This is a genomic window from Marinimicrobium sp. LS-A18, from assembly GCF_000463525.1.
Taxonomy (GTDB): Bacteria; Pseudomonadota; Gammaproteobacteria; order Pseudomonadales; family Cellvibrionaceae; genus Marinimicrobium; species Marinimicrobium koreense.
Genome location: NZ_AWEP01000005.1, coordinates 627,847 through 649,741 on the forward strand (window position 1 = coordinate 627,847; position 21,895 = coordinate 649,741).

Sequence of the window (21,895 nt, forward strand, 5' to 3'; positions counted from 1 at the left end):
CTCCGAATGCTAGTGGTTGTGGCCCGATTCGAATTCGCTCTTGAGCAAATCCGCTTTCAGCGTGAAGCCGCCTTTTGCGACGTATTGTTCACCGGAAGTGAGGCCGGACCGGATGACCACCTGGTCCCGATCTTTTGCACCCAGAGTGACGGGCCGGGGGTGCCAACGCTCCCCCTCCCGTACAAAAACCACCTGGCGGCCCTGATATTCGATGACCGCCGTCTGAGGGACCACCACCTCGGCCTGTGTCTCGGTCAGCGTCACCTCAGCCTCAATAAACATGCCGGGGCGCCATTGGCCGGACGTGTTATCAAGATATACCCGGGCCAGGCCGGTGCGCAGCTGTTCGCTGACCATGGGATCGAGATAATCGATCCGGGCGTTGACCGGTTCGGGACCGAACGCCGTGCTGAGGCGCACCGGCTGACCTGTCTCCACACGCCCAATCTGCCGTGGGTAGAGCGCAATATCGACCCAGAGCGTGGAAAGGTCCGCCACAACGAACGCGGCGTCGGTGGGTTGAATCTGTTCACCCAGTGTTGCGGAGCGATCAATGACCGTGCCGCGAATCAGGGACTTGAGCGGAAAGCGCTGCAGGGTCTGGGAGCTCTCGCCAACCGCGAGGGTATCGCCGGCCGCAACGGAATCACCAATCCGGGCACTGACATCAACAATCTGGGCCGGGTAACGAGGGCTAACCTGAGCCACCGCTTCTTTGTTCAGGCGAACTTCTCCTGGCAGAGACACGGTCTGACTTACTCTTCCGGGGCCTGCAACTTTCACTTCTCCACCCAACGCCCGGAGCGTTTCGGGATCAACCGAGGCTCCTTGCTCTTCGTGGCCTTCATGCCCGCCATGCTCCTCGTGGGCTCCTCCGCCCGCTTCATTATGGGCTTCTTCCCCTTCTCCATGGGCTTGGTGATCAGATTCCCGCTCACCGTGGTTTTCCTCCTCACCGTGGCCCTCGTGCTCGCCGTGCTTTTCTTCGTTATGGGTTTCTCCTTCCTGCGCTTGTTCGTGCTCGTGATCGTTGTGCTCGGTTTGCTGAGCCTGTGCATTGATGCTCACCCCGGACAAGGGCAGCGCGATACTGATCATAAAAATCCAGACGGATGCTAACGGCTTCATGATTCACCTGCTTGTTCTTTAGTAAAACGGGTTTCGGGTTCGTAGGGTTCACTGACCCCTTCTATTGAGTCGGGAGTCAGACTCCATTGCCCGGTCAAACCCGTGCCAGTCAGTTGTTCGAGAGTCACCAGCGTCTGGTGAAAGTTGACGGCCGCCTGGAGCGCATCGCGCTCTACCGCCAGGCGCTCTTGCCGGGCATCCACCAACTCCAGGTAGGTATAGAGCCCTTCCTGATAGCCACGGCGAATGCTCTCAAGGGCGGCGCGCGCGGAAGGCAATGCCTCGCCTCGCAGGCGAAGCGCCGTGCTACGAAACACTTCCAACTCCTGATACAGCCGCTGGATTCGGGCCATCAAATGCACCCGAGTGGCTTTCTCTTCCAGTGCCAGTTGCTCGTACTCGGCCCGGCGGGCCCGGATTTCGCCCTGGTTCCGATCGCTGACGCCAAGCGGCATTGACAGGCTCAGGGTAAAGGCGTGGTCGTCGGTTTCCCGCACCTGCTTTACGCCGACTCCGACACGAAGGTCCTGCCGGCCACGGGCCCGGGCCAACTGCAGTTCCGCTTCTAGCAGTCGCCGTTCAGTGATATAGCGGGACAGCTGAGGAGAGTCTTCCAGGTGACGGCGGACCCGGCTGAATTCCGGCAACGCCACCAGGTCGTAAAGCGCGGCGCGAACCCGTTCGAAATCCGGTTCGGTCTCGCCCCACTGCGCGGCAAGCTCGACTCGGGCCGACGCCAACTGCTGCTGGGCCGACTCAAGGGCCAGCTCCGCCCGAGTGACCGCAATGGCCGAACGCTGAAGTGACGCATCGCTGGTGGTTCCCGCCTGGACGCGCCGCTGGATGGTTTCCCGGCTTTCCCGTGCCAACGCCAAAGAGAGTTCGGCCAGTTGGATGTTCTCCTGGGCTTCAGCGACACTCAGATAGCGACGTACCGTTTCCGCCAGGACCTGCCAGCGAACCTGACGGTACTCACTATCAACCAGGTCAGTGCGATAGCGCGCAACGTCTTCCCTCTGGCCGCGTTTACCTCCCAGCTCGATCAGTTGACTCAGCACCAGCGAGGCTTCGGCCGAGTCGGTACCGCTAAAACGACCGCTGCCGCCGATATTTTCCACTTCCACGGCCAGCTCCGGGTTGGGCCTCAAGCCCGCCTGAAGTTCACGGGCTTCAGCCGCTCGGCGACGATAGGGAAACTGCGCCAACTCGGGGTGGCGCTCCAGGGTATAAGCCAAGGCTTCATTCAAGGACAGAGGCTTTGGCGCCGCACTAGCGGGCACAGCGGCCCAGGCCAGCAGTAGCGCAATGACCCCGAATAGTCCCCTCCGCCTTGACGGAAGGGTAAATAGAGAAAGAAACATGTGTTACCTGCCTGATGATTCAGAAATAGACACGGGCCGACTCATTCCGGACGAATCGCCGGGCCAACAAGTCAACGCTTGATCACTAAGGTGTCAAATCAGGCTATGGGAGGTGGCACATCGGGTGCCATAAAGAACTGCGGAGGTAGGGGCAAATGCTCCGCCTGCCAGCGGTGACCGGTCGGCCGGAGGGAGCCAAAGTCACCAGTGGCGACAAAGAACAGATGAGCGTTGGCGTGACAGCTGTGGGCGTGAACGCAGCTTCCACCCGGGGGATGAGAATGTTCGGAGTGAGCGTGTTCTGAGTGATCGGCATCGACGGCGCTATCCGCAACCGCGATCTGCTCCAATGCCGTTGCATCTCCCCTCACCAACTCATGCCAGTCCGCCGCGAACACCAGGTTCGCGACAGCCACCAACATCAGAAACAGGATCAGGGAGCTTCTCTTCATGTCACGGAGTCTACCTGCTAACGACCAAGGACGACAAGCACTCCACACGGTCAATAGCTCATTGCACGCCACTCAATGACGGGCAAAGTTCCGATCAGACATGGTTGAACAGCGCCTGCACATTCTGTGCGCTCTGTTCATACAACCGAACCAGGGTTCGGTTGACGGTAGACAGATCCTGCTTCATCGCGAGGCGACGCTCCAATCGTTCGATGACATCGACCACTTTTCCAAGACCGCCCTCTCGGGTCAACGCGGCGGCTTTCACATCACTGGAAATATCCAGCGCATTCAGAAACGTCGGCAGATCAACGCCCAGCATCACATCCGCCCCGGACAGCAACCCGGCCAGGAACGCCCGCCCGGAATCCAGCGGTTTACCCCGGTAGTATTCAGACAGCGCGGCACAGGCCTGAGCGCGCACCAGAATCAACCGGACTTTTTCCGGTGAGCTGCCCTGCAGGGAAGAGATCAGCAACACCCAACGACGGATCGCCAGGATACCCATGCGCATGACCACCTCTTTGAGCGAGCTGACTTCCTGGCGGGTTTTGTACAGAGGGCTGTTGACGATCCGGATCAGACTCACCGACAGCATCGGGTCTTCGGACAAGACCTGGGTAATGCGATCAATGTCGGGTTCAAGTGCGTACAGAAGCCCGATCAGGCGGGCGACATTCAAGGCGGCGGGGCTGAGTTTCTTTCCGTGAATGATTTTCGGTCGGGCAAAGAAGTAGCCCTGAAACAGATCAAACCCGGCGGCGTAAAAACGCTGATGATCCTCCGGCGTTTCAATTCGCTCGGCCAACCAGCGCACCGGGTAGTGGGACAACTGTTTGCGATAGGTGAGCGCCTGATGAAAAGGGGTTTTCTCCACATCCACTTTGATGATGGATGCCATACGCAACAAAGGTTCCCATTCGGGCTTGAACTCAAAATCGTCCAGCGCAAAACTGAATCCGCGCTGGTGCCAACGCCGAACCGCTTCGATCACTTGCGCGTCCGGGTCGATACGCTCCACCAATTCCACCACGACCCGACCCGGGTCAATGGGCAGAAACGCACCGGAACACAAAAAGCTGCGGGACACGTTGATAAAAGCCGGGGCCTTGTAGCGCTTGATCTGATCGCTGACGCCCGTACAGAAGTTGAACAACAGTTCGTTGGTCGCGTTGCGCTCACCGACATCAAAGGCGGTCTGGCCCTCATCGTTTCGATACAGCAGCTCCACACCGGCCACTGCATTCTCTCGGTCGTATATGGGCTGCGCGGCCAGAAGAACATTCAGTTCACTGTCGGAATCGTCTGCCGGCAAGTCGGGGCCATTCGCCATTGGGAAACTCTAATGTAATCGTTGTCTTGACGATGTGAGTATACGTGCCAGACCCACCCCTGTCGCCCCGGTGTCGGTAAGTTTAACAGGGGTGCCCTCGAGGTGCCCCGGACCACCCAGCACGACTAGATCGTCACGGTGATCTTGCCAAAATGTTGGCCCGACTGTTCATACCGAAAGGCGTCAGCGATATCTTCCAGAGCAAATGATCGGTCAATCACTGGCTTGAAGCTGAGCACTTCCAGCGCCCGGACCATGGCCTGCTGATCGGCGCGACTGCCCACAATCAGGCCCTGCAACCGGGCCTGCTTCGCCATCAGCCGTGCGGTCGGAATATCCCCGGCCACGCCAGTCAGCACACCGATCAAAGCAATATGCCCGCCAATCGCTACCGCGTTAATGGATTGCGGCAGGGTTCCCGGACCACCCACTTCGATGATGTGGTCGGCGCCGTGACCGTCGGTGAGCTTGCGCACCGTTTTGCCCCACTCGGGATCGTTCCGGTAGTTGATCACATGATCGGCACCGAGGGCCTTGAGCTTTTCCAGCTTGGCATCGGAGGACGACGTTGCAATCACCTGCGCTCCCATGGCCTTGGCCATCTGCACCGCAAAGATCGATACCCCGCCCGTGCCCAGGGTGAGCACCGTCTCGCCCGCTTTCAAGCCACCATCGACGACCAGAGCGCGCCAGGCCGTGAGGCCGGCAGTGGTCAGGGTCGCCGCTTCTTCGTGGCTGTAGCCCTTGGGGGCCAGGGTGAAATAGTGCGCCGGGCGCACCACCGACTCCCGGGCATAACCGTCAATGCCGTCGCCGGGGGTGGTGGAGAAGTCACCAATACGGGGTGGACCCGAGAGCCACTGAGGAAAGAAGGTGGACACCACATGATCGCCCGGTTGGAACTCGGTGACCTCCGGCCCCACGGCATCCACCACTCCCGCGCCGTCGGACATGGGGATACGGCCATCCTCGGTGGGAATGATGCCGGTGACCACGCTCAGGTCGTGAAAGTTGAGGGAGCTGGCGTGCAGGCGCACGCGGATTTCACCCGGGCCGGGATCGCTCGGGTCCGGGCGGTTTTGAAGTTCCAGAGATTCGAGCGTGGCAGGGTTGCGTACCGCGATGGTTTTCATGGGGCACTCCTTCGATTTGAAATGAATGATCCCAGTGTAGCGTATGGGGAGGTGGGTGTGGTTGGGAGATGGAGGAAGTGTTGGGTGACGGCGGATGCGGCCTTTGGCCTTATCCGCCCTACGGGTACCTCGGAGCCAGGCGTAGGGCGGATAAGCCGAAGGCGCATCCGCCGTTACCGTAAGTGAACCTACGCCGTGACAGCTTCGGCTTTCGCCGTTGCCGCCGCATCATCTTCCTCTTCCACCGAACTGCGAATCAGGTGATCAAAGGCACTCAACGCGGCCGTTGCACCGGCGCCCATGGAAATCACGATCTGCTTGTACGGCACCGTGGTGGCATCCCCCGCGGCAAACACGCCGGGCATGGAAGTCGCACCGCGGGCGTCGATCTCGATTTCACCAAAGCGGTTCAACGCCAGGTCGCTGCCCTTGAGCCATTCAGTGTTGGGCACCAGGCCGATCTGGACAAACACCCCGGCCAACTCAATGGTCTGGCTCGCGCCGGTGAGACGGTCGGTGTAAGTGATGCCGTTGACCTTGTTGCCATCGCCGTTGATCTCTGTGGTCTGGGCACTGGTGATGATGGTCACATTCGGCATGGATCGCGCCTTGCGCTGCAATACCTCATCCGCCTTGAGCGTGTCGGCATATTCGAACACGGTCACATGCTCGACAATGCCCGCCAGGTCAATAGCTGCTTCGACGCCGGAATTACCGCCGCCAATCACCCCGACATGCTTGCCTTTAAAGAAGGGGCCATCACAGTGCGGGCAATAAGCGACGCCCTTGTTCCGGTACTTGGCTTCGCCGGGCACGCCCAGCTCGCGCCAACGGGCACCGGTGGCCAACACCACGGATTTGCTCGACAGAGTCACGCCGCTTTCCAGTTCCAGATCAATCATCTTGTGCCGGGCGATGCTCGCCGCACGCTGTTCGGTGATGATGTCCACGCCATATTCCTTGACGTGCTGCTCCAATCCGGCGGACAGTTTCGGACCCTCGGTATAGGGCACCGAGATAAAGTTTTCAATGCCCATGGTATCCATCACCTGGCCACCAAAACGCTCGGCCAGCAGAGCGGTGCGCACGCCCTTGCGAGCCGCGTAAACGGCCGCGGCGGCACCGGCGGGGCCACCACCGACGATCAATACATCATAGGGATCGCGCTCACTCAGCGCAGCGGCTTTCCGATCGGCCGCGCCGGTGTCCAGCTTGTTGACGATCTCTTCCAGGGTCATACGGCCCTGACCGAAGTGCTCGCCATTGAGATAGACAGCGGGCACCGCCATCACCTGGCGCTCTTCCACTTCCTCCTGAAACAGACCGCCATCGATCATCTCGTGGGTGATGTTCGGGTTCAGGGTCGCCATCAGGTTCAGGGCCTGAACCACATCCGGGCAGTTTTGGCAGGACAGGGAAATGTAAGTTTCAAAATGGAACTCGCCTTCCAACTGACGCACTTGTTCCAGCACCTCGGGGTCGGCCTTGGACGGATGACCGCCGGCCTGAAGCAGCGCCAATACCAGCGAAGTAAATTCGTGCCCCATGGGAATACCCGCGAAGCTTACCCGGGGTTCTTCACCGGCGGGGGCAATCGCCATGGCCGGACGGCGCTTGCCGTTACCGGGTTGCTGTTCAATTTTGGCGGACAGCTCGGCGATTTCACTCGCCAGGCTTTCCAGCTCGGAAGACTTGGGGGTTTCATTACCGGACACACGAATCTCGATCGGATTGACGATCTTCTGCAAGTAGGTGTCCAGTTGCTGTTTCAGCGTTGCATCCAACATCAGTGTGTCCTTAAAAAATTCGGTCTAACGGATTCGGTAAAAAAGGGCCCATCCGAAGATGGGCCTAAGGCGTGATTAAGCAATGATCAAACAATGAACGGGTCGGGATTAAATCTTGCCGACCAGATCCAGTGACGGAGCCAGAGTCTCCTCACCTTCTTTCCACTTGGCGGGGCACACTTCGCCCGGGTGAGCGGCGATGTACTGGGCGGCTTTGATCTTACGCAGCAGCTCGGACGCATCGCGGCCGATACCACCTGCAGTAATCTCCACGATCTGGATCTTGCCCTGGGGGTCGATCACAAAAGTACCGCGATCGGCGATGCCTTCCTCTTCAATCAGCACGTTGAAGTTGCGGCTGATCTGACCGGTCGGGTCGGCGATCATCGGAAACTGGAGCTTGCCGATGGTTTCGGAGGAGTCGTGCCACGCCTTATGGGTGAAGTGGGTGTCGGTGGACACCGAGTAGATCTCGACACCCAGCTTCTGGAATTCAGCGTAGTTGTCCGCCAGGTCGCCCAGCTCCGTGGGGCACACAAAGGTGAAGTCGGCGGGGTAAAAGAAGAATACGGCCCACTTACCCTTCACATCATCATCAGAAACCTTGACGAACTCACCGTTGTGGTAAGCCTGGGCGTGAAAGGGTTTCAGGTCGGATTCAATATAGCGAGACATTCAAAGCTCCTCGTTGAGTGGATTTAAGGGAAAACCTAATACGAGGCTTATGCTATTAAAAAATGTCTTTTAATAGAAATTCTATATATTAATGAGTGTGATAGCTATTGGCAATATGGGTTTAATAGTTAATAAATATGGCTTTGTGTCGCCCTGGTTACGGCGGATGCGCTGCGCTTATCCGCCCTACGCGACCTGCCGTGCTACCCGCATTCTGCGCGGCCATGTAACCTGCCGAAGTTGGCGTAGGGCGGATAAGGGCGAAGCCCGCATCCGCCGTAACCACACGTTGGGCAACCACGAACAAGCCTTCAACTCCGAAAAACATCCGACCACCCTACCCCCATTGGCTGACTCCCCTTCAAACCACGGAGCCGCTACACTGTGGCAATAGCCACAGTCACGGAGTCGTTCATGGTTCGCAGTCCCGTTCTGGTGATCAATTCAGGCAGTTCATCGCTAAAATTCTCGGTGTTTGATATGCACACGGGCCGCGAAGTCCTCGCCGGTCTGGCCGAGCGGTTGGGATCACCGGAGGCGCTGATGAGCTGGCAAGGCGAGGGCGCCAAACAGCACCGGGCGATTCCGGACCAGGGCCATGACGGTGCCTTGCGCGAGGTGCATTCGCTGCTGGATGACGTCGGCACCCTGGTCGCCATCGGTCACCGGGTGGTTCACGGCGGCGAAGCGTTTTCCGGCTCGGTGGTCATTGATGAGGCGGTCATTGAGGGGATCGAGGGTTGCGCCAGCCTTGCGCCACTGCACAACCCGGCCAACCTGCTGGGTATCCGGGCCATGCAGCGACTCTACCCGTCGGTTCCCCAGGTGGCGGTGTTCGATACCGCCTTTCACCAGAGCCTTGCGCCCGAAGCCTATCTCTACGCCATCCCCATTCGCCTGTACCGGGAGCAGCGCGTGCGCCGCTACGGCTTTCACGGCACCAGCCATCAATACGTAGCGGGCGAAGCGGTTCACCGCCTGGAACTCGACCCGCAGGATCACGGCCTGATTACCGCCCACCTGGGCAATGGCTGCAGCGCCGCCGCCATCCACAATGGTCGGTCGGTAGACACCACCATGGGCATGACCCCGCTCGAAGGGCTGGTGATGGGCACCCGTAGCGGGGATGTGGACCCGGGCCTGCATGAATTTCTGGCCGAAAAGCTGGGGCTGACACTGGCGGAAATCACCGCCATGCTCAACCGGGAAAGCGGGCTGCTGGGCCTGTCGGCCCTGTCCAACGATATGCGCACTCTCACTGAAGCGGCCCAGTCCGGCAACGGCGATGCCCAGCGGGCCATTGAGGTGTTCTGTTTCCGGTTGGCGCGGCAGATCGGTGCGCTCGCCGCGAGCCTGCCAAGATTGGATGCGCTGGTCTTTACCGGGGGCATTGGCGAAAACGCCGCCCCGGTGCGCGAGCAGGTACTGAAACGCCTGCCCCTGTTCGGCTTTGAATGTGATACTGCCCTTAACAGGCAGCACGGCGACGACCGGGGCCGCATCAACGCCCCAGGCACCACCACCGCGGTGGTCATTCCCACCCGCGAAGAGTGGATGATCGCCAACGATGCTTTTCAACTCACTCATCTGTCATCAGGCGTGGGGTAACCGCTGTGCAGCACACCTTTTTCATTACCGCCACTGGCGTCGGTACCGGCCTGACCTCCGTGTCCCTGGGTCTGGTTCGGGCACTGGATCAGCTCGGCGTCAAAGTCGCCTTCTGCAAGCCCATTGCCCAGCGCTCCGGTAACGATCGCGGGCCCGAGCGCTCCACCCATATGGCCCAGGCCACACTGGGCCTCAAGCCAGCCGAGCCGCTGCGCCTGAGCGATGCCCAACAGAAGCTCGCCCAGGGCGATGCCGATGCGTTTATGGAAGACGTCATTCAGGTATATCAGCAATCCGCGGGCGATGCCGAAGTGGTGATTGTGGAGGGGCTGGTGCCGCTGGCGGACAACAACTACATCGATCGACTGAACCAGGACATGGCCAAGGCGCTGGATGCCGATATCATCCTGGTGGCCGCCAAAAACGCCGACAGCACGGCACAGCTGAACGAGCGCATCAAAATGGCGGCCAGCCTGTTCGGCGGCTTCAACAATCCCCGGTTACTCGGCTGCGTCCTGAACAAGGTGGGTGCGCCGGACCTGGAGTACCAACAGGTGGTGGCCACCGAGGAGCCTACCAGCGAAGAGCCGGAGAACATCGGACTGGAGCGCATCATTGCCTCGCTTCCGGTGTTCTCCCAGCAGCACTTCCGCTGCCTGGGCGCGATTCGCTGGCAACCCCACCTGGTGGCACCCCGCACCCGGGATGTGTGTGATTACCTCAATGCCGAAATCATCAACGAAGGGCAACTGCTCGAGCGCAGGGTGCAGAACATCACCGTCTGCGCACGCACCATGAAAAACATGCTGCAGACCCTCAAGGCCGGCACCCTGGTGGTGATTCCGGGGGACCGGGAAGACATTCTGGTGGCCAGCTGCATGGCCGCCCTGAACGGGGTGCCACTGGCGGGCATTCTGCTTACCGGCAGCCTGCATCCCGACCCGAACGTCATGGCGCTGTGTCAGGCCGCCCTGAAAACCGGCCTGCCAGTACTGCTGGTGGGCGGCAACACCTTCAAGGTGGCGCAACAACTGAACAGCATGAACACCGAAGTACCGCCGGACGATATCGAACGCATCAACAATGTGATGGACAGCACCGCCGCCGACCTGGATGCCCGCTGGCTGATTGAGCGGACCCATGTCCGGCTGGAAAAGCGACTGTCCCCTCCGGCCTTCCGCTATCAACTGGTGCAGCGTGCCCGCGCCAACCCCAAGCGCATTGTGCTCCCGGAGGGCGACGAGCCGCGCACGGTTCAGGCCGCCGCCCTCTGTCACCAGAAAGGCATCGCCCGCTGCGTACTGCTCGGCAAAACGGATGAAGTACACCGCGTGGCGGCCAGCTACAACGTGGTGCTGCCCGAGGATATCGAGATCATCGACCCCGAAACCGTGTACCGCCATTACGTGGCACCCATGGTGACCCTGCGCAAACACAAGGGGCTGACCGAGCCCATGGCCGAGGCCATGCTGGAAGATACCGTGGTGCTGGCCACCATGATGCTCGCCCAAGGCGATGTCGACGGCCTGGTCTCCGGTGCGGTGCACACCACGGCGAACACCATCCGCCCCGCGTTGCAGTTGATCAAAACCAAACCCGACGCAGCGCTGGTGTCCTCCATCTTTTTCATGCTGTTGCCAGATCAGCCGGTCATTTACGGCGACTGCGCCGTCAACCCGGACCCCAACGCCGAAGAGCTGGCCGATATCGCCATCCAGTCTGGCGACTCAGCGATCGCCTTCGGTATTGAGCCGCGCATCGCCATGATCAGTTATTCCACCGGCAAATCCGGCTCCGGCAGCGACGTGGAAAAAGTGCGCGAGGCCACCCGCCTCGCTCGGGAAAAACGCCCCGACCTAGTGATCGACGGCCCCCTGCAGTACGACGCCGCCAGCGTGCCCTCGGTGGCCAAGAGCAAAGCCCCGGACAGCCCGGTGGCGGGCAAGGCCAACGTGTTCATTTTTCCCGACCTCAACACCGGCAACACCACCTACAAGGCGGTCCAGCGCAGCGCCAACCTGGTGAGCATCGGCCCCATGCTCCAGGGCCTGCGCAAACCGGTGAACGACCTGTCCCGGGGGGCCTCGGTGGACGACATTGTGTACACCATCGCCCTGACCGCCATTCAGGCCAGCGCCTGATTCCGCCAGCCTGGCGTCCCGCCCCGGCAAATCCGCTTGGGCTGGGCGCCCGTATCCGGTAGACTGCGCTCCTTTTGCGCCCTCCCTACCGCGCTTGCGGCGCCCACACCTCCCAGTTGGACCCCTTTGTGATCTCTACCGCCAATATTACGATGCAGTTCGGGGCCAAGCCCCTGTTCGAGAACGTCTCGGTCAAATTCAACAACGGCAACCGCTACGGCCTGATCGGCGCCAACGGCTGCGGCAAATCCACCTTCATGAAAATTCTCGGCCGCGACCTGGAGCCCTCCGGCGGCCAGGTGATGCTGGAGCCCAATGTGCGCATGGGCATGCTGCGCCAGGATCAGTTCGCCTTTGAGGAATACACGGTGCTGGATACCGTAATCATGGGCCACACCGAACTGTGGAAGGTGAAAGCCGAGCGCGATCGCATTTACAGCCTGCCGGAAATGAGCGAAGACGACGGCATGAAGGTGGCGGAACTGGAAGTGCAGTTCGCCGAGCTGGACGGCTACACCGCCGAAGCCCGCGCCGGAGAGCTGCTGCTGGGCCTGGAAATTCCGGAAGAACAGCACACCGGCCCCATGAGCGCCATCGCCCCCGGCTGGAAGCTGCGGGTGCTGCTCGCCCAGGCACTGTTCTCCGATCCCGACGTGTTGCTGCTGGATGAACCTACCAACAACCTGGACATCAACACCATCCGTTGGCTGGAAGGCATTCTGACCCAGCGCAACAGCACCATCATCATCATTTCCCACGACCGGCATTTCCTGAACAGTGTCTGCACCCATATGGCGGACCTGGATTTCGGCGAGCTGCGCATTTATCCGGGCAACTACGACGACTACATGATCGCCTCCACCGCCGCTCGCGAACGGCTGCACAACGAAAACGCCAAGAAGAAAACCCAGATCGCCGATCTGCAGTCCTTCGTCAGCCGGTTTTCTGCCAACGCCTCGAAAGCCAAGCAGGCCACCTCGCGGGCCAAGCAACTGGAAAAGATCAAACTGGAAGACATTCCACCCTCGAGCCGGGTCAGCCCGTTTATCCGCTTTTCCCAGGACAAGAAGCTGCACCGTCTGGCGGTGGTCATGGAAAAAGCCAACAAAGCTTTTGACAAGCCACTGTTCGAAGATCTGAGCCTGAGTATTGAAGCGGGCGAAAAGGTCGCGATCATCGGCCCCAACGGAGCAGGGAAAACCACACTACTGCGCTGCCTGTACGGAGACGTATCTGCCGACTCGGGCACCATCAAGTGGGCCGAACAGGCCGACGTGGGCTATGTGGCACAGGACCACTCCGATGATTTTGCCTACGAGGCAACACTGTTTGAATGGATGCAACAGTGGACCACCGGTGATGAACAGGTGGTGCGCGGCGCCCTGGGGCGCATGCTGTTTTCCAACGACGACGTGAAAAAATCGGTAAAGGTGATTTCCGGTGGTGAACAGGGTCGGATGCTGTTCGGCAAACTGACCCTGCTCAACCCCAACGTCATGCTGATGGACGAACCCACCAACCACCTGGATATGGAATCCATTGAGGCGCTGAACCTGGCGTTGGAGAATTATCCGGGAACGCTGATTTTTGTCAGCCATGATCGGGAATTTGTGTCTTCACTGGCGACCCGGATTATCGATATGAAGCCGGATGGACTGGTGGACTTCCACGGCTCCTATGAAGAGTATCTGCGCAGTCAGGGATTGTAGGGCACCCACGCGGTGCCACCGCATCCATCAAAAAGAGCACTCCAGAATATTATCCTCGCGCCTTATAGCGATACAGTATAAACAGGACGTAACTCGCCGTCTGAAGCATGATATAACGTTGCCCAAGACGGCAGTCTTCCGGTTGAATACAGACACACCCTACCTGAGGGAATCAGGCAATAAAAAAACGGATGAAAGTGCATTTTCATTCACTCTCAATAATGAATATACACCACAAAAGGATCTGGCCATGCTGATCAAGCTACCCTGCATCAAACTACTTTGCGCAAGCCTGTTTCTTCTGGCAAGCCACACCAGCTTTGCCGACAATGACAGTATCACCCAAGCTTTGCGACATGAGGTTCGCACGGAAGAGAACAAAGCACGGGATTCAGCGCGCAAGCCCGAACAGGTACTGACGTTCTTTGAAGTTACGCCGCAAAGTACCGTCGTTGAAGTGTGGCCGGGCTCTGGCTGGTATACCGAGATCCTGGCGCCATTATTGGAGAAAGAAGGCAAACTTTACGCTGCCCACTTCTCTGACGAGTTCAGTCTTCTGGACGCCGAATATATGCAGAAAGCACGGAGTGAATACCAGGAAAAACTTGAGTCGCACCCGGTTTACGACAATGTGATACTCACCGAGTTTGCCCCACTGGCCGATATCGCTATTGCGCCGCCAGCGAGCGCTGATGTGGTGCTCTCTGTTCGCAACCAGCTTTATGTATTTGAAGGCGAGAAATCAATGAATCACGCCTTGGCCAACTTTTATCAGGCGCTCAAACCCGGCGGAGTATTGGGAGTTGTGGCGCCGCGCCTGCCAGACGACTCATTGGATACGGATTGGGAGAAATCAGGCTACGTCCCCGAGCAACTATGGTTAACTTTGGCCGAGAAAACCGGATTCAGCTTTGAAGGCAAAAACGACCTGCTGCTAAACCCGAAGGATACTGCCGATCATCCGCAAGGAATCTGGTCTTTACCTCCCTCCTTGATGGGAGATGAAAAAGACAAAGAAAAGTATCTGTCCATCGGCGAAGCCAACCGGATGGTGCTGAAGTTCAGAAAGCCAAGCAATTAGAAGGTCGGAGTTTGTAATCCCGCAGGGCACCCATTGGGTTCCGCTACTCGGATTTATGCCTACGCCCCAAACCGGGAAAACGGGCTTCGCACCGCATTGCCTTCTGAACCGCTGTCTCATCAACATCCTTGACGCGCAGGCGCACCGTTTCCATCAACCGGAGACCGCTGCCGTACATCAGAGCAGCGGGCAGGAAATAGTCCGCATTGATAGCGTCGAACAGCCGGCCAACCTTATCCTCTGTCAACACAACCGGAAGCTTTCGAGGCCGCTGACTCTTCACGAACGTCAAATTGCCCGAGTGCGGTCGATCCAGTATCTCCTTGTAGAGAAAGCATAACGCATTCAATACCAACCCCTGCGTGCTTCCAGCAAGCTCGCGCTACAATACCAAATGGTCAAGAAATGCCTCTACCTCAGCATCCCCCATGGTTTCGGGGTGTCGCTTCTGGTGAAAAAGAATAAAGCGTCTGATCCAGTGTATGTAAGTTTCAATGGTGCGCTTGGCATACCGGCGACGCATCATTTCATCGCTGACTTTTTGTAGAAAAGGAGAATGGCGCACTAAACATCCTGTAATTGATTGTCAACTGGTTATCCAACCAGTATGGTTCCATATAATATCGCACACGAGGAAATTTTCCGCATTTTATGCTACCGTTTTTATTGCTATACGTTCTAAGTCATGAGTGACGCGACCTGTAGAGCATGATATAAAAACAGCCAAATGTGATAGACGGAAAGTTTCCGGGTTTAAATAGGGAAATTTTCCGTCTAACAATACTGTTAGCACTACTTAGTAAAAATCGGAGAGAACAATGATAGAAGCACTATACGGAATCGAATTTGTTTCAAACTCGAATGATGGTGGTTTTGGGGTTGCCGTACTTGAAACAGGGAGAGTTTTTGGGGGAGACTCATCATTTGTCTTTATAGGCTCATATGAATCCAGCAACGGAAATGTTACAGCCAGAATAAAGTGCACGAATGATAGAAAGCTGCTCCAGTCTATTTTTGGGGATATTAACGAATTTAATTTGGAACTCTCGGGAACTCCGGACAAAGAGCATAAAGAGTTCATCTTGCAGGGGCACATGGTTGAAAATCCGTCTATGAAAATAGGTGTAAAATTGACTCGTAGGGCCGAGCTCCCATAATCGCTAACAAGCAAATTATGTTCGCGCGTTACACGCGCCGGACGCCCTCCTGCGTCAGGCTCCGCATATTTGGACGTTAGTTGAATCATGAAACGTATAGTATTTCTGAGTTTTACCTTCATTCTGGCTTTGGGTTGCTACTCAACACGGCTAAACCCATACCAGGTTTGGTCGTCGCTAGAAACGCCCGCCGCTTTTAGTGAGAGTGAGCTATGGGTATTTGTCGTCCTCGATAAGAACGGTGCCATAAAGCAAAGGCTTACATTGAAATTCGCTGACGCAGTCGCTGAGACCTGTGCTTCGGATGAGTGGAAGAAAGTCGAAATTGTTGATGAGCACCCTCAAAGAAGCGGTAGTTTTTTGGGGGAGCCCGCATACTACCTAAACGGGGCAGCCCTAATAGTCGACTTGTCTGCCAACTTATGTGACGCAGGTTATGAATTGAAAGGGCAGCTTACAGAGGTTGGCATCCATGGCGAGCATTACCCTGTCAGTATGTTTGGTGGTGAAATACAAGGTAGTTTTTATGGGGTGCCGGTCAATGACAACTAACAAAAACAGTCAAGGCGACGCCAAAAAACGGCGCGCTTGCTGTTGGCGTTAATTGCACGTCAAAATTACTAGTAACTTTACAGCGAGGAGAAGACTATGGAACAACAAGCAGCAGGTAGCCCAGTCGTTACGTTGGTAATGTATCTCGTACTTTCAGTGGCGCTTGCAGTAGTAGCGAACCTACTAGCTCGGGAAAAGGGTCGTAATGTGACGCTTTGGACCATTCTGGCGGTAGTCCCAGTTGTAAACTTTTGGTGCATAGCATTCTTTGTCGGGGCAGCAAACTTGCGTCTTGAGCGGAAAATAGACAAACTATTAGAGTTAAGAGGAAAAGGCAATTAACAAGGCGTGCCAATACACCGCCGCAAGCGGCGGTGGGACGCTCGTAAACTCGCGCCCTTGCACGCGGCGTTAGCGACCCGAGTTCCCCAAGAAAAGTAGACACCTAATCCCCACTTAACGGAGGGTGTCATTATGACCAAGAAGACGAAGAACAAGTACAATCACTACACCGAGGATTTCCGGCGTGAGGCGGTTCGCCGCGCCGATGATCCCAACACCAGTGCCGCCGAGGTAGCGAAAGAGCTCGGTATTCACCCCGGCCAGATCTATAACTGGCGTCGGCAGTATAAACGCCTGTCCGATAAGCAGTTCAATAGCGTCCAGGGGGTGGATTACTCCATGAAAGAGAGCGAAGAGGTTCGCAAGTTAAAGCGACAAGTGGCGGATCTGAAAGAGGAGAACGAGTTCCTAAAAAAGGCGACGGCGTACTTCTCCAAAGACAAGTGGTGAGGTACGCTTTCATTGAGTCGCTTCGAGGGCAGCACACGGTCCAGAAGATGTGTCGTTGGGCGCGTGTTAGCCGCTCTGGCTACTACAAGTGGCGCTCTCGGGCGCCCAGCGCGCGCGAGCTGAGACGATTGAACGCGGAGCGAATGCTCACCGCCTTGTTCAACCGCTTTAAAGCGCGCTACGGCTCGCCGAGAATGACGGTGGAGCTTAACGAGAGCGGCTTTCCCATCAGTGAGAACACGGTGGCTAAATTGATGGAAAAACAAGGGCTTAAAGCAAGGAACGGAAAGGGCTACAAGTACTTTCCTGATGTGCTGGCCAGGAACCACGTCAGTGACAACCTGCTCAGGCGCAATTTCTCCGCCAGCAAGCCTAATGAGAAATGGGTGTCGGATATCACTTACATCAAAGTCGAAAAAGGCTTCGTGTACTTGGCGGTTATCATGGACCTGTTCTCGCGCAAGATTATCGGCTGGTCACTCGATACCACCATGACCAATCAGCTCATCATGGATGCCTTTAGAATGGCCGTAGCCTCACGAAAGGTCGAACCTGGGCTGATATTGCACTCCGACAGAGGGGTTCAGTACCGGTCAGGCGAATACCAGGCGCTCTTGCTGAACGAGGGTATTCGCCCTAGCATGAGTCGCAAAGGCAACTGCTGGGACAACGCCGCAATGGAGTCGTTCTTCGCTCGGTTCAAAGTTGAAGCGCTATACGCCGAAGATATCAGCACTAAACAGGAGGCGTATTCCTGCGTTTTTGATTACATTGAGCTATTCTACAATAGCCACCGGCGACACAGCTCATTGGGCTACAGAAGCCCAAGGGCTTATGAGAATGAGTATGCACAGATGTGCGCTTAAATCAGTGTCCACTTTTGGTGGGGAAGATCACGACGAAAACATGGAAGATTTATGATTCTTACGTTTATTATTGTGGTGCCGATATTAGGGATAATTTTGTGGGTATTCTTTCGCACTTCTCCTGCCACAAACAACGCCCAGCGCCTCCGCCTTGTGAACGCCTTCATTGTGGTTCTGGCCATTCTTGGCTCTATAGCTGTTACGTTGTGGGTTCGTATTAGCATGGCTGGCACGGGAGACGCCCCTTGGTGGCCTGTCATATCGTTTCTGTACTGCGCCGTTCTCACCCCCTCGGTTATTGTTCTAGGCGCTCTTATTAGAAACTTTGTAATTTTTCGGTCAAGGTAATTGATCGTGTTTTGGATATTATTGAAAGCTAGTGCGCCAGCCAGAGCCGCTTTGGTCTTTACGGTAAAATGTGCCCTAGCGTCAAGTTTGAAGTGCGATAGAAGTAGCTAAGCATAGTATAACTCCGAGGGTGAACGATATTGATGACGCTTGCGGGGACGGGAGTTCAACTCGTTGGCAATATGATCGCATTGTTGTTGAGTTAAGTGCTCCATGGACGTTCCTTTAGGGATATATTGTCGAATCAGACCATTGACGTTTTCGTTGCTTCCCCTTTCCCAGGAGTGGTAAGGATTCGCAAAGTAGAACTTGACCGAGCTGTGCGCCTCAATGTTCTTGTACTGATGCAACTCGGTGCCGTTGTCGGCGATGATAGTCTTGAAAAGCAGGGGGTCTCGACTGATCAACCGCTTGGTCTTTTTATTCAAGGAACGTGTAGACCGATCTTGAAGCTTTCCAATCATGAGAAATCCGGTTTTACGTTCCACCAAGGTGACAATACAGTCGGTTGACCCTTTACCCATGACGGTGTCGATCTCCCAGTGACCCTTATAGCGGCGGGTTTCTACAGTTCTAGGTCGTTCTGTAATGTGACGCTTGTCAGCCAGTCGACCCCTGTTGTCGTAGGCTTTGTAGCGCTTTCGACGAACCTTGGGAGATTGACGAAGATGTGTCCAAAGGTTGCCGCCGTTGGCCTTGTCACGCCAGATGTACAGGTAAATTGTTTCATGGGAGAAGCAGGGCTGGTTCAAGCGACGAAGATAACCCGTAATCTGCTCGGGACTGTACTTCTTCCTAAGTAGCTTGCGGACCACTTTGAAGTCGTCGTCAGAGTAGTGACTGTTTCGTCTTGAACGCCTCCTCCTGGCGATTGTGCGGCGCTGAGCCTTGCTGGGCCGGTAGGCCCCATCAATATGAAAGCAACGGTTTCGGTCCAGCTCGCGATAAAGAGTGCTTCGGTGCCGACCCATGTGATCGGCAATCTTTTGCATGGAGAGGCCTTGTAATTTCAGTGTGGAAAGGACTACCCTTTCCTCTGAGGTAAGCTGTTGGTATTTCATAGGCTTTTTCAACTTCTTGGCGGGAGTGAAAAAAGACTGATACTACAGCTTGCCTCTCTTATTTTGTAGATTGTCGCACTTAGTATATGAATTCGGGGAGCTTAACAAGTCACAGCACCGGACGCTCGCAAGCTCGCGCCGGTGTGCTCAGCGTTAAGCCTACAAAGGAATATCAAGCATTGAGTAAGTACGTCGGCTGTATTATCAATGAGCTCGATGAATCAGATAGGATTGGCGACGATTTTGAATTGTTCGTGATTTCACTAAGAATTGATGATTCTGGTGCAATCACATCAACTGAATCTATAGATCCAATCGGTAAAATCGGCTTCGATATCGAGAATGAAGAGTGCCTTTTCTATGTGAAGCCTGGCGAAGAGGCTGTGAAAATTTCCGAGGCATATGCGGAAATAGAAACGATAGATTCTGGGTTTTCACTGGCAGCGGCATTAGAGCAGGAGTTTGATGACTCTTGGGTAAGAATAGATAATCCAGTGATTGGATTTGGGGAAAATGTTGATGAAAAGCGATTCTTCATCGTGTGCAGGGCTTAACAAGCGGGAGAAATCGCTCCCTGCGGTCGCTGGGACAGCCAAAACGCTGCGCTTGTTGGTCTGCCCTTGTGCCGGGCGCTAACTGTAGACCGCTAATGAAGCTAGATATTTTCGGAAAACAGGAAATGGAGGTCGTTCGTCATAATGGTGAGTGGTTAGCTTTCTATTGTGGAAATGAGGGCAAGAAGAGGAAGGCTCAGGGGGTCATTATTCCCGAATCGTTGAGCGAGCGTGAAGTTGTTGACTACATTGATGATCTTTTTCATGAGTGGGCGACGCCGGATAAATCATCAGTTAAGGTTATTTCTGAAGTATAGACAAGTGATGTGCAATCCTGAGAGCGCGCTACAGTTAATCAACCAAGGCAGCGGAAAATCAGATGGAAGCAAGGCCGTTCAAAGAAATCGACAGGGCCCAGGTAATTGAGCTGTGGAAGACCTGCGGTCTTACTCGCCCCTGGAATGATCCTGACAAAGATATATCTAGAAAACTCGCAGTACAGCCCGAGCTATTCTTCGTTGGCGAGATAGAAGGCAAAATAATCGCCTCTGTCATGGCGGGGTACGACGGGCATCGCGGTTCCATCTACTATTTGGCCGTATCGCCACAGCACCAAGGCCGAGGATTTGGAGCGGCGTTAATGCAGAAAGCGGAAGTCGCCCTCTTGGCAATGGGCTGTCCAAAGCTCAATATCCTCGTTCGAAGCTCCAATGAGGCGGTTCTCGCCTTCTACAACCGGCTTGGCTATGCCGCTGACGATGTTGTCTGCATTGGCAAAAGATTGATACCCGATACGTAAACAAACTGTAAAACGGCGATCGTCTTTACGCAGCGGCGGGATTTTCGCTTCATGCACACTTCGCTATGACTATTGGTCGTAATGGCCCCCAATAGCAAAAATATAGACATAGTCATCGTCAAACTTGTAAATCACACGATCCTTATGGGAGATTCGCCGGGACCAGAAGCCGGACAGGCTGTGCTTTAGTTGTTCAAGCTTTCCCCCGCCCGTTGCCGGGTCGGCGCGGAGCATTTCTTTTAGCTGCTTGCAAAGTGCCTTGTGCAACTTTTTGTCCTTCTCCCGGAGCTGCTCATAGGTAACCCAGGTACAGCCTTCAAAGACGAGTGATCTCATTGATTTCCTCGTCCTTGGGGGTATATCCAGTGCCTTGGGTATGGGTAGCGGCAGACTCTGCCAGTTGGCGCATCAGGCTGCTGCTCTGAAGCACATACAGGGTTTCTTGCTCACGCTCCCAATCGTCGGCGCTCATCACCACGAACGCTTCGCCGGAGCGCCGAGTTACTTTCAGCGGGGTATGATTGCTAACTGCCTGTTCTACAAAGGCTTTCAGGTTGTCTCTGAACCTGTTTACACTCACAGAGTCCATATGGCTCACCTCAAACGTACGGAAATACCGTACATTATAGGAGCGCAATCCGCAGCAACCAAGAATGTTTGCCACGGCAAGCTATGGTCGAAAAACCCATGCGTCGCTTGTGCTCCCACAGAATTACTGCCTATTGAGGCCTTTGTGCTGCTGGAACCGGGGTAGCAAAACGATAAAATATGACCCATAATAAGCCCTATTTATAGGTCATATTTTGGTGATTTATGCGTCAGATTCTTGCTGATTTCTCCGTAAGTATCTCAGAATTAAAGAAAAATCCGTCTGCACTGCTCTCTCAGGCTAGTGGTTCAGCGATCGCCGTTCTGAACCACAACAAGCCTGCGGCCTACCTGATCCCTGCGGAGACTTACGAGGCCATGATGGATATGATTGAGGATTACGAGCTAGCCAAGCTTGTCGAGGAGCGTCTAGGGGATAAGGACCAAGCTGTATCGGTGTCGTTGGATGACCTATAAGCTCAAGTTCTTACCGGTTGCGCTAAAAGAATGGGAGAAATTGGGAGCTTCGGTCAAAAGCCAGTTTAAGAAGAAGCTGGCGGCCAGGCTGGAAAATCCAAGAGTGCCAGCGGATAAACTAAGCGGTTACGAGTCGGTTTATAAGATCAAGCTTCGTTCGGCTGGGTATCGGCTGGCTTACGAAGTGGTTGACGATGAATTGCTTGTGTACGTTCTGGCTGTAGGAAAACGGGATAAAGGTAAAGTTTATTCCGTGCTCAAAGTACGAAAGTAAGTTGTACCAATAAAACCGC

General features: G+C 55.7%; 25 protein-coding genes. 14 read left to right on the top strand and 11 right to left on the bottom strand.

The window, feature by feature from the left end; translation table 11 throughout:
* Positions 1-9 precede the first annotated feature (9 nt).
* From N645_RS0110620 to ahpC, 7 genes are all read right to left on the bottom strand, one after another.
* Entirely contained in the window at positions 10-1,128 is a 1,119-nt protein-coding gene (locus tag N645_RS0110620; RefSeq protein WP_036160842.1) for an efflux RND transporter periplasmic adaptor subunit, read from the bottom strand.
* The gene (locus N645_RS0110625) at positions 1,125-2,375 is read right to left on the bottom strand and encodes a TolC family protein (RefSeq protein WP_193744969.1); all 1,251 of its coding nucleotides are present in this window, start codon (positions 2,373-2,375) and stop codon (positions 1,125-1,127) included. The genes N645_RS0110620 and N645_RS0110625 overlap by 4 nt, the downstream gene beginning before the upstream one ends.
* A gap of 212 nt (positions 2,376-2,587) precedes the next feature.
* On the bottom strand, positions 2,588-2,941 hold the full coding sequence (locus N645_RS0110630; protein ID WP_024461493.1) for a hypothetical protein: 354 nt from the start codon (positions 2,939-2,941) through the stop codon (positions 2,588-2,590).
* Positions 2,942-3,035: 94 nt separating this feature from the next.
* A complete protein-coding gene (locus N645_RS0110635; protein ID WP_024461494.1) occupies positions 3,036-4,274 on the bottom strand; it encodes an EAL and HDOD domain-containing protein in 1,239 nt (412 codons plus the stop codon).
* Positions 4,275-4,399: 125 nt separating this feature from the next.
* The gene (locus N645_RS0110640) at positions 4,400-5,407 is read right to left on the bottom strand and encodes an NAD(P)-dependent alcohol dehydrogenase (RefSeq protein ID WP_024461495.1); all 1,008 of its coding nucleotides are present in this window, start codon (positions 5,405-5,407) and stop codon (positions 4,400-4,402) included.
* Between the two features lie 188 nt (positions 5,408-5,595).
* The gene (gene ahpF, locus N645_RS0110645) at positions 5,596-7,194 is read right to left on the bottom strand and encodes an alkyl hydroperoxide reductase subunit F (protein WP_024461496.1); all 1,599 of its coding nucleotides are present in this window, start codon (positions 7,192-7,194) and stop codon (positions 5,596-5,598) included.
* A gap of 108 nt (positions 7,195-7,302) precedes the next feature.
* Positions 7,303-7,869, bottom strand: coding sequence for an alkyl hydroperoxide reductase subunit C (ahpC, locus tag N645_RS0110650; RefSeq protein ID WP_024461497.1), 567 nt, complete (start codon positions 7,867-7,869; stop codon positions 7,303-7,305).
* Between the two features lie 414 nt (positions 7,870-8,283).
* Here ahpC and N645_RS0110655 point away from each other — a divergent pair, with 414 nt between their 5' ends.
* The 4 genes from N645_RS0110655 (at position 8,284) to N645_RS0110670 (ending at position 14,408) form a co-directional block, all read left to right on the top strand.
* Positions 8,284-9,477 (top strand): acetate/propionate family kinase, encoded by a 1,194-nt coding sequence (locus N645_RS0110655; RefSeq protein ID WP_024461498.1) that lies wholly within the window; start codon positions 8,284-8,286, stop codon positions 9,475-9,477.
* Positions 9,478-9,482: 5 nt separating this feature from the next.
* Positions 9,483-11,618: a phosphate acetyltransferase gene (gene pta, locus N645_RS0110660; protein ID WP_024461499.1), complete on the top strand. Its 2,136-nt coding sequence runs from the start codon at positions 9,483-9,485 to the stop codon at positions 11,616-11,618.
* Between the two features lie 128 nt (positions 11,619-11,746).
* Positions 11,747-13,327, top strand: coding sequence for an ABC-F family ATPase (locus tag N645_RS0110665; RefSeq protein WP_024461500.1), 1,581 nt, complete (start codon positions 11,747-11,749; stop codon positions 13,325-13,327).
* Positions 13,328-13,577: 250 nt separating this feature from the next.
* The gene (locus N645_RS0110670; protein ID WP_024461501.1) at positions 13,578-14,408 is read left to right on the top strand and encodes a class I SAM-dependent methyltransferase; all 831 of its coding nucleotides are present in this window, start codon (positions 13,578-13,580) and stop codon (positions 14,406-14,408) included.
* Between the two features lie 382 nt (positions 14,409-14,790).
* Here the strand turns inward: N645_RS0110670 and N645_RS18345 are convergent, their stop codons facing one another.
* A complete protein-coding gene (locus N645_RS18345) occupies positions 14,791-14,973 on the bottom strand; it encodes a phage integrase N-terminal SAM-like domain-containing protein (RefSeq protein ID WP_024461503.1) in 183 nt (60 codons plus the stop codon).
* Between the two features lie 253 nt (positions 14,974-15,226).
* Here N645_RS18345 and N645_RS0110685 point away from each other — a divergent pair, with 253 nt between their 5' ends.
* The 5 genes from N645_RS0110685 to N645_RS0110700 all read left to right on the top strand — a co-directional run bounded on the left by N645_RS0110685 (position 15,227) and on the right by N645_RS0110700 (position 17,775).
* The gene (locus N645_RS0110685; protein WP_024461504.1) at positions 15,227-15,565 is read left to right on the top strand and encodes a GrlR family regulatory protein; all 339 of its coding nucleotides are present in this window, start codon (positions 15,227-15,229) and stop codon (positions 15,563-15,565) included.
* 87 nt (positions 15,566-15,652) lie between these two features.
* On the top strand, positions 15,653-16,117 hold the full coding sequence (locus tag N645_RS0110690; protein WP_024461505.1) for a hypothetical protein: 465 nt from the start codon (positions 15,653-15,655) through the stop codon (positions 16,115-16,117).
* A gap of 96 nt (positions 16,118-16,213) precedes the next feature.
* Positions 16,214-16,459, top strand: coding sequence for a hypothetical protein (locus tag N645_RS18010; protein WP_152521673.1), 246 nt, complete (start codon positions 16,214-16,216; stop codon positions 16,457-16,459).
* A gap of 132 nt (positions 16,460-16,591) precedes the next feature.
* Positions 16,592-16,909: a transposase gene (locus N645_RS0110695; RefSeq protein ID WP_024461506.1), complete on the top strand. Its 318-nt coding sequence runs from the start codon at positions 16,592-16,594 to the stop codon at positions 16,907-16,909.
* Positions 16,906-17,775, top strand: coding sequence for an IS3 family transposase (locus tag N645_RS0110700; protein WP_024461507.1), 870 nt, complete (start codon positions 16,906-16,908; stop codon positions 17,773-17,775). The genes N645_RS0110695 and N645_RS0110700 overlap by 4 nt, the downstream gene beginning before the upstream one ends.
* A gap of 455 nt (positions 17,776-18,230) precedes the next feature.
* Here the strand turns inward: N645_RS0110700 and N645_RS16975 are convergent, their stop codons facing one another.
* A complete protein-coding gene (locus N645_RS16975; protein ID WP_036160848.1) occupies positions 18,231-19,184 on the bottom strand; it encodes an IS30 family transposase in 954 nt (317 codons plus the stop codon).
* 179 nt (positions 19,185-19,363) lie between these two features.
* Here N645_RS16975 and N645_RS0110710 point away from each other — a divergent pair, with 179 nt between their 5' ends.
* The 3 genes from N645_RS0110710 (at position 19,364) to N645_RS0110720 (ending at position 20,537) form a co-directional block, all read left to right on the top strand.
* Positions 19,364-19,738: a hypothetical protein gene (locus N645_RS0110710; protein ID WP_024461508.1), complete on the top strand. Its 375-nt coding sequence runs from the start codon at positions 19,364-19,366 to the stop codon at positions 19,736-19,738.
* Positions 19,739-19,833: 95 nt separating this feature from the next.
* Positions 19,834-20,055: a hypothetical protein gene (locus N645_RS0110715; protein ID WP_024461509.1), complete on the top strand. Its 222-nt coding sequence runs from the start codon at positions 19,834-19,836 to the stop codon at positions 20,053-20,055.
* Positions 20,056-20,117: 62 nt separating this feature from the next.
* Positions 20,118-20,537: a GNAT family acetyltransferase gene (locus N645_RS0110720; protein ID WP_024461510.1), complete on the top strand. Its 420-nt coding sequence runs from the start codon at positions 20,118-20,120 to the stop codon at positions 20,535-20,537.
* Between the two features lie 69 nt (positions 20,538-20,606).
* On the opposite strand, the gene N645_RS16980 is transcribed toward N645_RS0110720, so the two are convergent.
* Positions 20,607-20,873 (bottom strand): Txe/YoeB family addiction module toxin, encoded by a 267-nt coding sequence (locus N645_RS16980; RefSeq protein ID WP_036160851.1) that lies wholly within the window; start codon positions 20,871-20,873, stop codon positions 20,607-20,609.
* Entirely contained in the window at positions 20,854-21,126 is a 273-nt protein-coding gene (locus tag N645_RS0110730; protein WP_024461511.1) for a type II toxin-antitoxin system Phd/YefM family antitoxin, read from the bottom strand. The genes N645_RS16980 and N645_RS0110730 overlap by 20 nt, the downstream gene beginning before the upstream one ends.
* Positions 21,127-21,350: 224 nt before the next feature.
* Here N645_RS0110730 and N645_RS0110735 point away from each other — a divergent pair, with 224 nt between their 5' ends.
* A complete protein-coding gene (locus tag N645_RS0110735; RefSeq protein ID WP_024461512.1) occupies positions 21,351-21,602 on the top strand; it encodes a type II toxin-antitoxin system Phd/YefM family antitoxin in 252 nt (83 codons plus the stop codon).
* On the top strand, positions 21,592-21,876 hold the full coding sequence (locus tag N645_RS0110740; protein ID WP_024461513.1) for a type II toxin-antitoxin system RelE/ParE family toxin: 285 nt from the start codon (positions 21,592-21,594) through the stop codon (positions 21,874-21,876). The genes N645_RS0110735 and N645_RS0110740 overlap by 11 nt, the downstream gene beginning before the upstream one ends.
* Positions 21,877-21,895 lie beyond the last annotated feature (19 nt).

What these genes read in the sequence shown, in the direction of transcription:
- N645_RS0110685 (WP_024461504.1), top strand. Translation starts at nt 15,227, where the DNA reads ATGATAGAAGCACTATACGGAATCGAATTTGTTTCAAACTCGAATGAT.
- N645_RS18010 (WP_152521673.1), top strand. Translation starts at nt 16,214, where the DNA reads ATGGAACAACAAGCAGCAGGTAGCCCAGTCGTTACGTTGGTAATGTAT.
- ahpC (WP_024461497.1), bottom strand. Translation starts at nt 7,869, where the DNA reads ATGTCTCGCTATATTGAATCCGACCTGAAACCCTTTCACGCCCAGGCT.
- N645_RS0110635 (WP_024461494.1), bottom strand. Translation starts at nt 4,274, where the DNA reads ATGGCGAATGGCCCCGACTTGCCGGCAGACGATTCCGACAGTGAACTG.
- N645_RS0110670 (WP_024461501.1), top strand. Translation starts at nt 13,578, where the DNA reads ATGCTGATCAAGCTACCCTGCATCAAACTACTTTGCGCAAGCCTGTTT.
- N645_RS0110740 (WP_024461513.1), top strand. Translation starts at nt 21,592, where the DNA reads ATGACCTATAAGCTCAAGTTCTTACCGGTTGCGCTAAAAGAATGGGAG.
- N645_RS0110735 (WP_024461512.1), top strand. Translation starts at nt 21,351, where the DNA reads ATGCGTCAGATTCTTGCTGATTTCTCCGTAAGTATCTCAGAATTAAAG.
- N645_RS16980 (WP_036160851.1), bottom strand. Translation starts at nt 20,873, where the DNA reads ATGAGATCACTCGTCTTTGAAGGCTGTACCTGGGTTACCTATGAGCAG.
- N645_RS0110620 (WP_036160842.1), bottom strand. Translation starts at nt 1,128, where the DNA reads ATGAAGCCGTTAGCATCCGTCTGGATTTTTATGATCAGTATCGCGCTG.
- N645_RS0110730 (WP_024461511.1), bottom strand. Translation starts at nt 21,126, where the DNA reads ATGGACTCTGTGAGTGTAAACAGGTTCAGAGACAACCTGAAAGCCTTT.
- N645_RS0110690 (WP_024461505.1), top strand. Translation starts at nt 15,653, where the DNA reads ATGAAACGTATAGTATTTCTGAGTTTTACCTTCATTCTGGCTTTGGGT.
- N645_RS16975 (WP_036160848.1), bottom strand. Translation starts at nt 19,184, where the DNA reads ATGAAATACCAACAGCTTACCTCAGAGGAAAGGGTAGTCCTTTCCACA.
- ahpF (WP_024461496.1), bottom strand. Translation starts at nt 7,194, where the DNA reads ATGTTGGATGCAACGCTGAAACAGCAACTGGACACCTACTTGCAGAAG.
- N645_RS0110720 (WP_024461510.1), top strand. Translation starts at nt 20,118, where the DNA reads ATGGAAGCAAGGCCGTTCAAAGAAATCGACAGGGCCCAGGTAATTGAG.
- N645_RS0110630 (WP_024461493.1), bottom strand. Translation starts at nt 2,941, where the DNA reads ATGAAGAGAAGCTCCCTGATCCTGTTTCTGATGTTGGTGGCTGTCGCG.
- N645_RS0110695 (WP_024461506.1), top strand. Translation starts at nt 16,592, where the DNA reads ATGACCAAGAAGACGAAGAACAAGTACAATCACTACACCGAGGATTTC.
- N645_RS0110640 (WP_024461495.1), bottom strand. Translation starts at nt 5,407, where the DNA reads ATGAAAACCATCGCGGTACGCAACCCTGCCACGCTCGAATCTCTGGAA.
- N645_RS0110715 (WP_024461509.1), top strand. Translation starts at nt 19,834, where the DNA reads ATGAAGCTAGATATTTTCGGAAAACAGGAAATGGAGGTCGTTCGTCAT.
- N645_RS0110655 (WP_024461498.1), top strand. Translation starts at nt 8,284, where the DNA reads ATGGTTCGCAGTCCCGTTCTGGTGATCAATTCAGGCAGTTCATCGCTA.